General features: G+C 69.7%; 11 protein-coding genes and 1 pseudogene. 4 read left to right on the top strand and 8 right to left on the bottom strand.

What is annotated here, in order from left to right:
* Positions 1-33: 33 nt before the first annotated feature.
* The 3 genes and pseudogenes from ACIBK4_RS28910 to ACIBK4_RS28920 all read right to left on the bottom strand — a co-directional run.
* Positions 34-313: pseudogene (locus ACIBK4_RS28910) on the bottom strand (MMPL family transporter); the annotation flags it as partial.
* Positions 314-593: 280 nt separating this feature from the next.
* Entirely contained in the window at positions 594-1,424 is an 831-nt protein-coding gene (locus tag ACIBK4_RS28915; protein WP_398999090.1) for an IclR family transcriptional regulator, read from the bottom strand.
* A 20-nt stretch (positions 1,425-1,444) separates the two neighbouring features.
* Entirely contained in the window at positions 1,445-1,870 is a 426-nt protein-coding gene (locus ACIBK4_RS28920; protein WP_398999227.1) for a MarR family winged helix-turn-helix transcriptional regulator, read from the bottom strand.
* Between the two features lie 295 nt (positions 1,871-2,165).
* Here ACIBK4_RS28920 and ACIBK4_RS28925 point away from each other — a divergent pair, with 295 nt between their 5' ends.
* From ACIBK4_RS28925 to ACIBK4_RS28940, 4 genes are all read left to right on the top strand, one after another.
* Complete coding sequence (locus tag ACIBK4_RS28925; protein WP_398999093.1) at positions 2,166-3,083, top strand: SDR family NAD(P)-dependent oxidoreductase; 918 nt, start codon at positions 2,166-2,168, stop codon at positions 3,081-3,083.
* Between the two features lie 59 nt (positions 3,084-3,142).
* Positions 3,143-4,012 carry an amidohydrolase family protein gene (locus ACIBK4_RS28930; protein WP_033281777.1) on the top strand — a complete coding sequence of 290 codons (870 nt, stop codon included), beginning with the start codon at positions 3,143-3,145 and terminating at the stop codon, positions 4,010-4,012.
* Positions 4,013-4,346: 334 nt separating this feature from the next.
* Complete coding sequence (locus ACIBK4_RS28935; RefSeq protein ID WP_398999230.1) at positions 4,347-5,810, top strand: long-chain fatty acid--CoA ligase; 1,464 nt, start codon at positions 4,347-4,349, stop codon at positions 5,808-5,810.
* A gap of 46 nt (positions 5,811-5,856) precedes the next feature.
* Entirely contained in the window at positions 5,857-6,312 is a 456-nt protein-coding gene (locus tag ACIBK4_RS28940) for a MaoC family dehydratase (RefSeq protein ID WP_366429934.1), read from the top strand.
* Between the two features lie 135 nt (positions 6,313-6,447).
* Here ACIBK4_RS28940 and ACIBK4_RS28945 read toward each other — a convergent pair whose 3' ends face one another.
* From ACIBK4_RS28945 to ACIBK4_RS28965, 5 genes are read right to left on the bottom strand one after another with little or no spacing between them, the layout of a single operon-like run.
* Positions 6,448-7,290 (bottom strand): hypothetical protein, encoded by an 843-nt coding sequence (locus ACIBK4_RS28945; RefSeq protein WP_398999095.1) that lies wholly within the window; start codon positions 7,288-7,290, stop codon positions 6,448-6,450.
* Positions 7,290-8,963: a PHP domain-containing protein gene (locus ACIBK4_RS28950; RefSeq protein ID WP_398999097.1), complete on the bottom strand. Its 1,674-nt coding sequence runs from the start codon at positions 8,961-8,963 to the stop codon at positions 7,290-7,292. The genes ACIBK4_RS28945 and ACIBK4_RS28950 overlap by 1 nt, the downstream gene beginning before the upstream one ends.
* 39 nt (positions 8,964-9,002) lie before the next feature.
* The gene (locus ACIBK4_RS28955) at positions 9,003-10,847 is read right to left on the bottom strand and encodes a LamG-like jellyroll fold domain-containing protein (RefSeq protein WP_398999099.1); all 1,845 of its coding nucleotides are present in this window, start codon (positions 10,845-10,847) and stop codon (positions 9,003-9,005) included.
* A gap of 52 nt (positions 10,848-10,899) precedes the next feature.
* Positions 10,900-13,821 carry a glycoside hydrolase family 2 TIM barrel-domain containing protein gene (locus tag ACIBK4_RS28960; protein WP_398999101.1) on the bottom strand — a complete coding sequence of 974 codons (2,922 nt, stop codon included), beginning with the start codon at positions 13,819-13,821 and terminating at the stop codon, positions 10,900-10,902.
* Complete coding sequence (locus ACIBK4_RS28965) at positions 13,821-14,684, bottom strand: carbohydrate ABC transporter permease (RefSeq protein WP_398999103.1); 864 nt, start codon at positions 14,682-14,684, stop codon at positions 13,821-13,823. The genes ACIBK4_RS28960 and ACIBK4_RS28965 overlap by 1 nt, the downstream gene beginning before the upstream one ends.
* Positions 14,685-14,686: the final 2 nt, after the last annotated feature.

The raw sequence follows: 14,686 nt of genomic DNA on the forward strand, positions 1-14,686 counted from the left end.
TTCGGCGCCCACCAGGCCCGGCGCCCGAGCACGTGCCCGCCCGTCCCGCGCGGTAAGACCGGGCGTCGTGTACGGGTCCGGTACGGCGGCGATCCCGGCGAGCGCGCGCACATCGGCCACGGCTCGTTCGGTCTGGGCGCGCAGGGCGGGGTCGGAGACCGCGACGCCCTCAACGACACCGGTGACGGTCTCGCCGGTCGGGCGACCGGTCGAGATACTGGGCGGCCAACTCCGATTCGGTGCCCGGGACTTCAGGCACGTTGTCGGACAGCCGGCCGAACACGCCCGTTCCCAGCCCGAAGCCGGTCAGCATGCCCTCGGTCCCACCGTGGAACAGGGTGTGCGCGTGCCGGGCCCGCTCCGCATGCAGCCGTTCCTGGATGTGCTCCTCGTGCGGGGCGATCACCGCACGGTGGTGGGCGCGCACGGGTTGGCTGTCCTGAGCCGGGCGACGGTCGGCGCGAACCACTGCTGAAGGGGCGGAACGGTCATGAGCGGCTCCTCGGGGCAAGGGCCGTTCCAGTATCGCGAGGCCCAGCGGACCTGACCTCACCGGTGAGAGGGATATCCGCCGTGTGGTGAGGAGGACGCCGTCACGCCTCGGGGCGCCAGCCCAACGCCCGCGATATCCCACGCGCCGCGAGCCGCACCGCCGGGATCAACGCCGGTACCTGCGCGTCCACTTGAGGCACGACCACCGACACCGCGGCGACCACCGCACCACCCGGCCCGTGCACCGGTGCCGCCACCGACAGCGCGTCGTCCGTGACCTGACGGGTACTCACCGCGACCCCGGTGCGCCGGACTTCGGCCAGCACCCGGCGCAGCCGTAGCGGATCGGTGATCGTGTACGGCGTGAAGGACGCCAACGGACCGGCGCAGTAGGCCTCTTGGGCGTCCGGGTCGTCGTGGGCCAGCAGGGCGAGGCCCACTCCGGTGGCGTGGAGCGGCCAGCGGGCGCCCACCCGGATGTGCACGCCGACCGCCGAACGGCCCGAGATCCACTCGGTGTAGACGACCTCCGTACCGTCCCGCACCGCCAACTGCACGTTCTCGTGCGTCGATTCGTACAGGTCCTCCAGGTAGGGGAGGGCCAGTTGGCGCAGGGCGAGGCCGCGGGGTGCCAGTGCCGCGATCTCCCACAGCCGTAGACCTACGTGGTACGCCCCCGACGCGTCCCGCTCCAGCGCGCCCCACTCGGTGAGGGCGCCCGCCAGGCGGTGGGCGGTGGTCAGGGTGAGACCGGCGCGGCGGCTGATGTCGGAGAGGGACAGGGCCGTGTGCGCATGGTCGAAGGCGGCGAGCACGGCGAGCAGCCGGTCGGGCGCGGACCGGGTGGCGGGCGGCGCCGTCGACCGGGGGATCTTCGAGGGCCGCGTGGTGGTCGCGGGCTCGGTGGGCGTCGCGGACCGGGTGGTGGTCATGGCCGGGCCTCCGTCCGGTGTCAGGTCAGTCCGTCCTCGGCGACCCGTTGCAGCAGCGTGTGCAGGGTCTCCCGCTCGGTCGTGTCGAGCGGGGCCAGCAGTTCGTTCGTGACGCGCAGGCCGGCCTCGTCGGTGTCGCGCAGGAAACCGCGGCCGTCCGCCGTCAGGACCACGATGCGGCTGCGCCGGTCGTCGGGGGAAGGGCGGCGCTCGGCGAATCCCAACTTCTCCAGGTCGTCCACCAGGCCGACGATCGCGCTCGGGTCGTAGCCGAGGCGGGTGCTCAGTTCGCGCTGGAGGGCGCCCTCGGACGTGGCCAGGAAGCGGAGCAGCGCGTAGTGGCGCAGCCGTAGGCCCGACTCCTGGAGGAACGTGTTGAAGAGCTGACCGGAGCGCAGGCCCAGCCGGTACATGAGGTAGCCCGTGTCCGCGTGCAGCCCGCGCATCCACGGCTCGTGCGCGTCGATCGGCGGGTTCGCGGCGTGCGGCTGACGGGCGATGGCGGGCTCCCTGGGTCGAGGCCCCGGGCGGGGCGTGCGGTGGTTCGGAGCCAGTGTGACGCACATGGTCCATCGGCAACAACTATTGACGTCAACAATTATTGCTCTTAGCTTCGATCTCGTAGCCGCACCGGTGCCGTTCGCGGTCTTCGCGGTCTTCGCAGTCCTCGCGGACTTGCGGGACTTCGAGGTCCGGTCCCGGTGTGTCGTACCGCAGCCTCGTCTTGTGAAGGGACCGCTCGTGCCCAGCATCGATCTGACCGGCAAGGTCGCCGTCGTCACCGGCAGTGGCCGGGGCCTCGGCCTCGCCTACGCGCATGCCCTGGCCGCCCACGGCGCGTCCGTGGTCGTCAACGACATCGACGAGGCGGTGGCCGAACAGGCCGTGAAGTCGATCACCGAGGCGGGCGGCACCGCCGTCGCCGAGGTCGTCCCGGTCGGTACGACGGAGGCCGCCGAACGGCTGGTGAACCGTGCCGTCGAGGAGTTCGGGCGGCTTGACATCCTCGTCACCAACGCGGGCATTCTGCGCGACAAGGTGCTGTGGAAGATGACCGACGACGACTTCGACGCGGTGATCACCACCCACCTCAAGGGCACCTTCACCTGCGCCCGCGCCGCCGCCGTACGGATGCGCGAACAGGGCGAGGGCGGCAGCCTGATCCTGGTCGGTTCGCCGGCCGGCCAGCGCGGCAACTTCGGCCAGACCAACTACTCGGCCGCCAAGGCGGGCATCGCCGCCTTCGCCCGCACCTGGTCGATGGAACTCGGCCGCGCGGGCATCACCGTCAACGCGATCGTGCCGGTCGCCGCGACCGCGATGACCGAGACGATCCCCGCGTTCGCCCCGTACATCGAGGCGATGAGGAACGGCGACCCGTTGCCCGACTTCCTCCGCAAGGGCGAGGGCTTCGGCACCCCGGAGGACTGCGCGGCCCTTGTCCCCTACCTCGCCTCCGAGGCCGCGCGCGGCATCACCGGCCAGGCCATCGGCATCGGCGGCGACAAGGTGGCACTCTGGTCCCACCCGCAGGAGATCAGCACGGCCTACGCCGACGGCGGCTGGACCCCCGACACCCTGGCCGACGCGTTCCCCACCTCGGTCGGCGCCGAACTCCAGTCGGTCGGCATCCCCGCACCGAAGCTGCCGGAGGCGTGATGGACATCGGTACGGACACGGACACGGACACGGACACGGGTGCGGGTGCGGGTGCGGGCATGGACGTCGGCGAACTCGTCGCGATCGACGTCCACACCCACGCGGAGGTGTCCTCCAAGGGCCACTCCTCCCTGGACGACGACCTCCACGACGCCTCCTCCGCCTACTTCAAGGTCGAGGGCAAACGGAAGCCGACCCTGGAGGAGACCGCCGCGTACTACCGCGAGCGGAAGATGGCCGCCGTGATCTTCACGGTCGACGCCGAGTCCGCGACGGGCACCGAGCCCGTCCCGAACGAGGAGGTCGCCGAGGCCGCCGCTGCCAACGCGGACGTCCTCATCCCCTTCGCGTCCATCGACCCGTTCCGGGGCCGAGCGGGCGTGAAGCAGGCCCGACGGCTGGTCGAGGAGTACGGGGTCAAGGGCTTCAAGTTCCACCCCAACATCCAGGGCTTCTTCCCGAACGACCGGTCCGTGGCCTACGCCTTGTACGAGGTCATCGAGGAGACGGGCACGATCGCCCTGTTCCACACGGGCCAGACGGGCATCGGCGCGGGAGTGCCGGGGGGAGGGGGGATCCGCCTGAAGTACTCCAACCCCCTGCACGTGGACGACGTGGCGGCCGACTTCCCGCACCTGAAGATCATCCTGGCGCATCCGTCCTTCCCCTGGCAGGACGAGGCCCTCGCCGTCGCCACGCACAAGCCGGGCGTCCACATCGACCTGTCCGGCTGGTCGCCCAAGTACTTCCCGCCGCAGCTGGTGCAGTACGCCAACACCCTGCTCAAGGACAAGGTCCTCTTCGGCTCCGACTACCCCGTCCTCACCCCGGACCGCTGGCTCGCCGACTTCGAGAAGCTGCCGATCAAGGACGAGGTCAAGCCGAAGATCCTCAAGGAGAACGCCGCCCGCCTGCTCGGACTGACGTAAGGGGCACCGGATGCGCAACGAGGGACTGGGCTCCTGGCCCGCACGCCGGGCGCGGAAGACCCCGCATCGCACGGCTCTGGTACACGCTGTACACGGTGGATTGTCGACGGGCGACGGTGGATCGTCGACAGGTCGCGGTGGGTTGCCGACGGACGACGGTGGTTCGTCGACGGGCGACGGTGGACCGTCGACAGGACGCGGCGGATCGTCGGCAGGCGGCAGTGGTTTGCCGACGGGTGACGGTGGTTCGTCGACGGGTGACGGTGGACTGTCGGCGGGCGACAACGGTGGACTGTTGGCGGGCGACGGTGGATCGTCGACGGGTCGCGGTGGGTTGCCGACGGACGACGGTGGATCGTCTACAGGCCGCAGTAGTTCGTCGATGGACTACGGCACATTGCATACACGAACCACCCGCCTCGCCCACGCCCTCCGCACCCGAGGCGTCCGCCGCGGTGACCGTATCGCCTACCTCGGCCCCAACCACCCCTCCTACCTGGAGACCCTGTTCGCGGCCGGCATCCTGGGCGCGGTCTTCGTCCCCCTCAACACCCGCCTCGCCGGCCCCGAGATCGCCCACCAACTCGCCGACTCCGGTGCCAAGATCCTCGTCTACGGCCCGACGCACACCGGTCTCGTCGCCGGACTGCCGGGCAGCACCGACGTCCGTACGTACCTCGAAGTCGGCCCCGAATACGAGGAGTTGCTCGCAGCGGCCTCCGACGAGCCGATCGACGAGCCCGTCTCGGCCGACGACACCTGCATCATCATGTACACCTCGGGCACGACCGGCCGTCCCAAGGGCGCCATGCTCACCCACGGCAACCTGGCCTGGAACGCGATCAACGTCCTCGTCGACACCGACCTGATCGCCGACGAACGCGCCCTGGTCTCCGCCCCGTTGTTCCACACGGCCGGCCTCAACATGCTCACCCTGCCGGTGCTGCTCAAGGGCGGTACCTGTGTCCTGGTCGAGGCCTTCGACCCGGCGGCCACCTTCGACCTGATCGAACAGCACCGGATCACCTTCATGTTCGGGGTCCCGACGATGTTCGACCAGCTGGCCCGGCACCCCCGCTGGGCCGACGCCGACCTGTCCTCGCTGCGCATCCTCACCTGTGGCGGCTCCCCGGTTCCGTCCCCGCTGATCGCCGCCTACCAGGAACGCGGGCTGACCTTCCTCCAGGGCTACGGCATGACGGAGGCCGCGCCCGGAACCCTGTTCCTGGACGCCGAACACGCGGTCAGCAAGGCGGGTTCGGCGGGCGTGCCGCACTTCTTCAGCGATGTACGGGTCGTACGGCCCGACTTCACGCCGGCCGACGTCGGCGAGACCGGCGAGGTCGTGGTGCGCGGGCCCCATGTCATGCCCGGTTATTGGGGGTTGCCCGAGGAGACGGCCGCGGTCTTCGCCGACGGCTGGTTCCGCAGCGGGGACGCGGCACGCACCGACGAGGACGGCTATGTGTACATCGTCGACCGCATGAAGGACATGATCATCTCCGGTGGGGAGAACATCTACCCCGCCGAGATCGAGGACCTGCTCCTCGCCCACCCCGACATCGTGGAGTGCGCGGTGATCGGCGTCGCGGACGACAAGTGGGGCGAGGTGCCGCGCGCGGTCGTCGTGCCGAGGGAAGGCGTCTCCCTCGACCCCGACGAGGTGCTCGCGTCGCTGGCCGGCCGGCTCGCCAAGTACAAGATCCCCAAGTCGATGGTGGTCGCGGACGAACTCCCGCGCACCGCCTCCGGAAAGCTCCTCAAGTCCCGGGTGCGCAAGCGCTTCGGCAGCCAATAGTCAGCCCATGGGCAACCGGTAACTCCCCTTAAGGAACAGGCTACTTATGAGCATCACCGTCAACGGCCTCGACGAACTCAAGAAGCTCGCGGGCAGCGACCTCGGCACCAGCGAGTGGATCGAGGTCACCCAGGAACGCATCAACACCTTCGCCGACGCGACGGGCGACCACCAGTGGATCCACGTCGACCCGGAGAAGGCCGCGGCGGGCCCCTTCGGCGCGCCCATCGCGCACGGCTATCTGACCCTCTCCCTCTTCATCCCGCTCTTCACCGAGCTGCTGGACGTCGAGGGCGTGTCCACGAAGGTCAACTACGGCCTGAACAAGGTGCGTTTCCCCGCTCCGGTGAAGGTCGGCTCCCGGATCCGGCTCGTCGCGAAGCTCGCGGCCGTCGAGGACGTACCGGGCGGGGTGCAGATCGCCGTCGAGGGGACCATAGAGATCGACGGCGGGCCGAAGCCCGCCGCCGTCCTGCAGAGTCTCTCGCGGTTCTACGCCTGACCGGCGGCTACTGCTGACTGTCTACTTGCAGTCTGTCCACCTGCGGACTATCTACGACCGACTGCCGACTGCCGACTGCCGACTGCCGACTGCCGACTGCCGACTGCCGGCCATCGACTGCCGACCGTCGTTCGTCTACTGCTGCTTGTACGAGTAGACGCTCGTCGACACCTCGCACACGCCCGGCTGGACGACCTCCGCGCGCAACGTGCCGCTGTTCACGTCGTAGTCGATGCCCTCGGCCTCGAATGTGCCCGTGCAGATGCTGCGTTGGGGCAGGGCGAACAGGCTGGTGACCGTGCCGGTGATCGGCTGGCCGTCCAGCTTGTGCGGCAGGTCGACCTGGAGGAGCGGACGGATCTCGGGGAACTTGCTCCCCGACGCGTCGTCCGAGACGCACACCAGGCGGGTGTCCGTCACGAAGTCGCAGCCCTGGATGTCGTTCACCGTCTTGTCCAGGGTGATCTGCCCGGCCTGCGGCAGCGCCCCGCCCGTCTTCGGGGTGGACGCGTTGAGCAGGGGCGTGGGGAAGACCTGGAGTCTGGACTGGTCGCCCCACTCGCCCGACACCATCCACTGCGTGTCGGGCGAGATCGTGTCGAACGAGTTGTTGATCTTCTCGCCCGAGTCGAGCGTGTGGACGTACGTGTAGCGCGTCCCGGACGGCGTGGTGACCGCGTACATCTTGGACGTGGCCGTGTCGGCGCCCTGGTAGGCGTCGAAGATGTAGCCGTTCGCGATGTCCGGGTCGCCGATGTGGTTCCAGCCCTGGATGCGCAGATCCAGCGGGATGGACGCCAGCCCGCGGTACAGCAGCGAGCCGTCCGCCTGACTGGCGACGCCCTCACCGCCGCCGAGGCTGCCGGTGTACGCGGTGCCGGTCTCCACCCAGGTGGTGGAGGCGGCGGCCGACGAGGTGCTCACGCCGAGCGTGAGAGCACCCAATAAGCCAGCGAGGACAGTGAGTTGACGCTTCATCAGATACCTGCCAGATCGACGAAGATGGGGTTGGAATAGAACCATGTGTCGGCCCACGGGTCACCGTTTCCGGGCTCGTGGGGGATCGGGCCGTGCGGGTCGACCGAGGCACCGAGGTAGCCCGCACCGTGTCGCTTGCCGTCGCTGCCGCGCAGCCGCAGATAGAAGGACTCGTCCCCGGCGGTCACCGGGATGCGCAGGGTGTACGTCCCCTTGTGGCCGCTCACGTCCGCCGTACGGACGACCCTCGTGTCCGGCGCCCGCCACGCGTCCTGGTCGGACACCGCACCGCGCACCGCGCCCCGGATCACGTCCACGTGCGCCAACTCGGGCAGGATTCCCTGGGCGTTGGGCCGCGAGGCGGTCGTCACGGTGATGTTCAGGGTGAGCCGGTCGCCCTTGCGGACCCGCAGCCGGCCGCCCAGGGTGACGCCCCGGCCGTGGTCGCAGTCCCGCTTCAGACGGACGTCGAGCCCGTCCAGCAGATGCCCGTGGTCGACCCAGACCCGGCCCGCGCGCATCCCCGCCATCACCTCGCGGTAGCCGTAGCGGGTCACACCCACGTGGGTGCGGCTGAACTCACCGGGCCAGAAGTCGCTGCCGGGCTGCGGGGAGTCGGTCTGCACCGGGTCGGGCAGCTTGCCGGTGTTGTCGAAGTTCTGCCCGTCGGGCCACGCGCCGTTGGCCCAAGTGTCGTAGACCGTACGGTGGTTGTCGGAGTTGGTGGTGATCGAGAACAGCCGGCCCTCGGCCAGCATCGAGTCCCACAGCCCGCCTACGGTCGCCGTCGCCCAGTCGAAACCGCCGTACGTGACATACGCGTCCGCCGGATAGCCCGACCAGGACTGCGCCGAGGGCTTGTTCTCGTATTCGCCGCGGATCGATGTGGCACCGCGCCAGCCGGGCAGGGCCGCGCCCTGGGCGCCGGGTGCGCCCTCCATGCCGATCATGATCTCGGGGGCCGCGTCCCGCCAGGCGCGCATCTCGTGCGGGGAGTCGATGCCCAGGCGCAGTGGGTGGTTGGCGAGGACGAGGACATCGTCGACGTAGCCCGAACGCCGTTGCGCGGCCAGCCACTTGATGGCCTTCACGGCGTGCGCCTCGTTGCGGGCGGTGTCCGTGGCGCCGGCCGAGCCCTCGGTGTAGCCGAGCAACTTGCCGTCGTAGGCCAGCTCGAACTGTGTGAGCAGATCCACTTCGTGGCGGCCGGGCGCGGCGAAGATCGTGCAGTGCTCGGCAGCCGGGATGTACCACTCCAGGCCCTGGAAGATCAGCTGACGCGGGTTCTCCGCGCGGGCTTTGAGGATCTCGGCGTGCTCCAACTTCGCGCCGTAGTCGGCGTGTCCGAAGTTGGAGTGCTCGTTGAACACCATCCAGTCGAGGCCGTACTTGGCGGCGGCCTGCGCCTGCTGGGAGAACGTGTACTTCGCGTCGTGGCTGTACACGGAGTGTACGTGGTGGTCGCCGACGAGGTAGGCGAGGCGCGGGTCGTTGCCGCCGTAGCCGCGCCCGGCCGCCGACGCGGTGGTGGCGAGCGGGCCCGCGCCGAGGGTGAACGCGGCGCCGAACAGGCCCGCGCGGCGCAGGAGTTGGCGTCGGGAGACGCCCTGCGCGTCGAGGTCGGCGGGGGAGACGGACGGATCGGCCCAGGAGGGCAGCTGCTGCTCGGTCATGAGGATTCAGGAGTCCTTTTCAGGGCCTATTCGGGGCTGTCAGTGGTTCATGAACGACGTGACGGGCAGCGCCCGTTCGACGATCCGGACGTCGCCGAGCCGGCCGTGCAGGATCTGGTCGATCTTCCCGGCGTACTCGTAACCGCCGAGCAGCCAGGGCAGCCCGACCGAGGTGAGCCCCACGGCGGTCGCCGTCGGGTTGCGCACGACCGGGCAGCCCTCGACGTAGAGCGTGGTGTGCTTGCCGTCGTTGACGACGGCGAGGTGCCACCAGGTCTCCAGCGGGGTCTCCTGACCCCAGTTGCTGGCGATGCCATCCTGGTTCAACGGCCGTACCGCCCACTGGGGTTCACGGTCGTTGGAGAGCGAGAGTGTGGCGAGGGGCTCGTCCGGGTCGTCCCCGGTCTTGCCCGCGGCGCCGCCCGTGCCGGTCCGACTGACCAGTCCCGACCAGGCGTTGTGGTCGGGGTCCCAGTCGGCGGGCAGCCGGTAGAACGCCTCGATCGTGTAACCCCGCTTGAACGTCGCCGAGTTGAGCGGCGCACCGTCGACCGTGCGCAGATACGCGCCCTTGAGCGGCGACTTGTAGCCCGTGAACTCCAGGCTGCCGTGGCCCGGTTGGTCGGGGTGGTGGTCCGAGGACCAGTTGAGAGTTCCGCCGCCGACCGTGACGAGGCTGAGGTCGTTGCCCCGCCCGGACTGGTCGCGGACCGTTCCGCTCACGGCTGTGGCGTCGGCGTGTCCGTCGAAGCGCCAGTACGCCACCGTGCCGGGGACGAGGAGCTTCGAGGCGGGACGCGACGGGCGGGCGGGGACCGGGGCGAAGCCGGCGAAGCGGTCCGCGAAGTCGATGCCGACGGTGAACCGGTCGGCGTCGCCGCTGAGTTCGATCTCCTGGCGTTCCAGCTCGTTGAGGCCCTTTGCCGCCCGGCCCAGGATCCACGGCGAGACCGTCTCGACGTCGATGACCCCGCGGTCCAGGTCGAAGCGGTAGAGGCGGATCATCGCCGCGCCGCCGAAGTAACGGTTCTGATAGTTCGTCAGGTGCAGATGGACGTCATGGCCCGCCGCGTTCTTGCGCGTCGCCCGACCGGCGGGCCAGTAGTGCCCGTTGAGCGTGAGGAAGATCTGGTCGTGGTCCTCGATCAGCTGGTCCCACAACTGCTGTCCGTAGTCCGACAGTTGGTCGTCCCCGACGACCAGCTCGTGCGTCGTCAGGATCACTGGCGTGTGCGGGTGCTGGGCGAGGACGCTCTTCGCCCATGCGTACCCCTTCGCCGACAGCCGCCAGTCCAGCGCGAGCACCATCCACTCACGGCCCGCCGCCTCGAAGAGGTGGTACGTGTTGTAGCCGTCGGCGGAGGCGCCGCCGAACGTGCGCGCGCCCTTGAAGCGCTGCGGCCCGAACGTGTCCAGGTACGGCGAGGTGCCGCGCTGGTCGTCGGTCGAGGAGTTCACGTCGTGGTTGCCGGCCAGGACGCTGTAGCCGACGCCTCGCCGGTCCAGCAGCCTGAACGCCTCGCCGATCGCGGCGAATTCGGGCTTCGCGCCGTTCTGCGTCAGGTCGCCCAGGTGGGACAGGAAGACGATGTTCTCGTCCTTGCCGTGCTCCAGGAGATAGCGCAGCGAGGCCTCGATCGGCGCCTTGTCGATGCTCGGCCCGTCGAAGAGGTACTGGGTGTCCGGCATCACCGCGAGAGTGAAGCGCCGGCTGTCGGTGTCGGGCCGCCAACTCGCCGTCGCCGGGGCTGCTTCGGCGGTGGTCGGCAGTGCGACACCGGCCGTTGCGGCGGCGCCGAGCAGGGCCGTCGCGCGGAGGAAACTGCGCCGTCCGGCGCCGGCCTGGGCCGTCTCGCACTGATCGTGCTCATGCGAAGTACACACGTGTGCTCCGTACAGGGTGAGTGCTCGTGAAAGCTGCTGAGAACTGGGGAGTTCAGAGAACGCGCAGGGTCCAGCTCCAGCGATGGACACCCGGTGCGACGAGATACTGAGGTGACGTGTCGGGGCCGCACGACGCCGTGCCCAACCCCCGGTGCGCCGCGTCGAGTTGCACCACGCAGGACGCGCGCGGCACCAGTTCGTCGTGATGCCGTACGGCGGTCAGGTCCGCGGCGCGATGGCGGGTCACCGAGACCTGGCGGGGCTCGTCGAGGTCGACCGCGAGACCGGTGGCGTCCGGTGCCGACAGCGTGAACCGCCGTACCCCGTGCCGCCCACCGCTCTCCTGCGGCCGCAGATACGGGGTGAACAACGCGTCGACGGGGACCGAGTGGTGGCCCACGGGCGCGCCCGTGCTGCGGTCGGGGTACGACTCCCAGGGACCCCGGCCGAACCACTCCAGCAGATCAAGCCCCGGCACCGTCTCGAACACGGTGCCCACCCGGGCCACATCGACGAACTCCTCAGGCAGATCGGCCGATTCCTCGACCAGGACCCCGCCCTCCACCGGCGTGAACACCTGACAGTGCCGGACCACACCGACCGCCCCGGCGTACTCCGCGACCGTCGTCACCCGCTCACCGTCACGCCGTACCGAGACGATCTTCCGGACCAGCGAGTCGAGACCCCAGGTCCGCCAGCGCGCGGCCATGCCGCCCAACTCGTCGTTGTCGGTGGGCGCCCGCCACAGGGACAGGGTCGGGGCGAGAGTCAACAGCGGGTGGCGCAGCAGGCCTTCGCCGTCGACCTCGACCCGCCCGCCGCCAACCACCGGCGGTGTCATGGGAGTTGCGGCCCGGAGCCGTACCTGGGGCGCGCACACGTCCGTGCCGCGCGGCGCCCACGCCTGGTCCTCGGCCGTCGTCACCCGCAGCGTCAGCCAGGCCTCGCCGCCGTCCTCCGGCAGCTCGAACGGCAGCGGCACGGCCACCGTCTCGCCCGGGCACAGCGTGGGCAGTTCGGCCGGAGCCGTCAGCGTACGACCGTCCGCGAGGGCCAACTCCCAGGTGGCGGCGAGCCATTCGAGGCCCCGGAAGTGCTGGTGGTTGCCGAGGACGATGCCCTCGTGCCGGAAGCACTCGATGCGCACCGGCGCCGCGATCTCCCGGTGCTCGAACATGACCGGCTTCGGCGTGCGGTCGGGAAACACCACGCCGTCCGCGATGAACGCGCCGTCGTGGATCGACTCGCCGAAGTCACCGCCGTACGCCCAGCGTTGACCGGGCGCGGCGACACCGTTGTCATACAGTCCGGCGCCCGCGCGGCCGGTGGGTCTTCCGTCGCTCACACGCTGCAGGATTCCGTGGTCCCAGAACTCCCAGATGAAGCCGCCCTGAAGACCCGGGGTTGACTCGATGGCAGCCCAGTGGTCCGCGAGGGTTCCGTTGCTGTTGCCCATCGCGTGCGAGTACTCGCACTGGATCAACGGCTTGGTCTGCTCACCGGACAGCGCGTGCGCGACACACTCCTCCAGCGGGGCGTACATCGGACACGCGATGTCGGAGGCGAGATCCGGGTCGGCCCAGCCGCGCTTGGCCGCGCCCTCGTACTGGATCGGCCTGGTCGGGTCGTGCCGGCGGACCCAGCCGGCCGCCGCGTCGTGGTTGGCGCCGTAGTCGGACTCGTTGCCGAGCGACCAGATGATGACCGAGGGGTGGTTCTTGTCGCGCAGCACCATCCGCGCCGTCCGGTCCACGAACGCGTTCAGATAGCGCGGGTCGTCCGCGATCTCGTGCGCGTGGTCGTGCGACTCGATGTCCGCCTCGTCGACCACGTAGAAGCCCAGCTCGTCGGCGAGGTCGTAGAGCGCCGGGTCGTTCGGGTAGTGCGAGGTGCGGACGGCGTTGAAGCCGAACCGCTTGAGCAGCACCAGGTCCGCGCGCATGTCGTCGTACGACACCGTGCGGCCGGTCAGCGGATGGAAGTCGTGCCGGTTGACGCCCCGGATGTACACGCGCTCGCCGTTGACGAGCAGGTCCCGACCGATGATCTCCACGTCACGGAACCCGATGCGCCGGTACGACGCGTCGGCGACCGTCCCGTCGGCGCGGTGCAGCCGGACGGTGAGGCCGTACAGCTGGGGCGTCTCGGCGTTCCAGGTGCGGACCTCGGGCACCGTGGCGCGCAGGCGGGCCTCGCCGAGGAAGTCGGAGACCCGGTCGTCCTCGGTGTTGAACTGGTCGAACTCCTCGTCCTGGGTGAGGAGTTGACCGTCGAGATCGCCGCTGACGTACCACCCGGCGGGCAGCGCGCCGGCCGCGTCCCGCACCTGGCAGTCGACCCGCAGCGCGCCGTCGTAGGACGCCCGCACGGTCACGTCCGCGAGATGCAGCGGATCGGTCGCGTACAGCAGCACCGAGCGCGTGATGCCCCCGTGCCACCACTGGTCCTGGTCCTCGATGTGCGAGGAGTCCGACCACTTGACCACGGTCAGCCGTACGGTGGCCCGCCCGCCGGGACGCACGACGTCCGAGAGGTCGAACTCGGCGGCGAGGTGGGAGTCCTTCGAGACGCCGACGGGCCGCCCGTCCACGTGCACGAGCAGCACGCTCTCGGCGGCCCCGACCTGGAGCACGATCCGCCGCCCGGCCCAGTCGGCCGGGACGTCCACCTCACGCTCGTAGACACCCGTCGGATTGTCGACCGGCGACAGCGGAGGGAATTCTGCATACGGCATACGGACGTTCGTGTACTGCGGAAGGTCGTCCGTATCCTGCATGGTCCATACGCCCGGAACGTATGCGGACGACCAGGCCTCCGCCAACGGCGCGTCCGGCGCCGGCAGCAGCTGGAAGCGCCAGTCGCCGTCGAGGGAGACGGCGCCCGCGCGGCGGTCGACGGCGGACATGGGCAACCGCCCCCAGGAGGTCACCTCGGGTGACTCCCAGGGGCGGAGCGCGAAGAGCGGGTCGGTCATCAGCGGATGGCTCCCTTGCCGAGGTCGCCGATGATCTGCTTGGCGCCGACCGCGAACACGATCAGCAGGGGGATGAGGGCGAGGAGCGCGCCGGTCATGACCATTCCGTAGTCGGTGGTGCCGTGGGTGCCGTTGAGCTGGGACAGCGCCACCTGGAGGGTGACGTTGTTCGGGTTGGTGAGGGCGATCAGGGGCCAGGCGTAGTCGTTCCACTGGCCCATGAAGGTGAAGATGCCGAGGAACGCGAGGCCCGGGCGGACCACCGGGAGGGCCACGTGCCAGTACTGGCGCAGGAAGTGCGCGCCGTCGATGCGGGAGGCGTCGAGGAGTTCGTCGTGGATCGCGCTCTTCATGTACTGGCGCATCCAGAAGATGCCGAACGCGTTGGCCGCCGCCGGCACGATCAGCGCGGTCATCGAGCCGATCCAGCCGAGCTTCGCCATGATGACGAACTGCGGGATGGCCGCGAGCTGCGCCGGCACCATGAAGATGACCATCAGCAGCGCGAACAGCACGTTCTTGCCCGGGAAGTGGAACTTGGCGAAGACGAACGCGGCCAGCGAGTCGAAGAGCAGGACCAGGAAGGTCACCGACCCCGCCACGAGTACCGAGTTGAACATCGAGCCGAAGAAGTCGATGTTGTCGAAGAGGCTGCGCACGTTCTCCAGGAAGTGCGTGCCCGGCAACAGCTTCGGCGGGTAGGAGAAGATCTCCGACGAGGTGTGGGTCGACATGATCACGGCCCAGTAGAACGGGAAGGCCGAGAGCAACACGCCCAGGATCAGGGAGACATGGAGGGCGATGCCGCGGCTCCGGTCGCCCCGGATGCCCTTCGGTCGCCGTGTGCCTTGGAAGAATGCCATGG

It is taken from the genome of Streptomyces sp. NPDC050528, assembly GCF_044457795.1.
Lineage (GTDB): Bacteria > Actinomycetota > Actinomycetes > Streptomycetales > Streptomycetaceae > Streptomyces.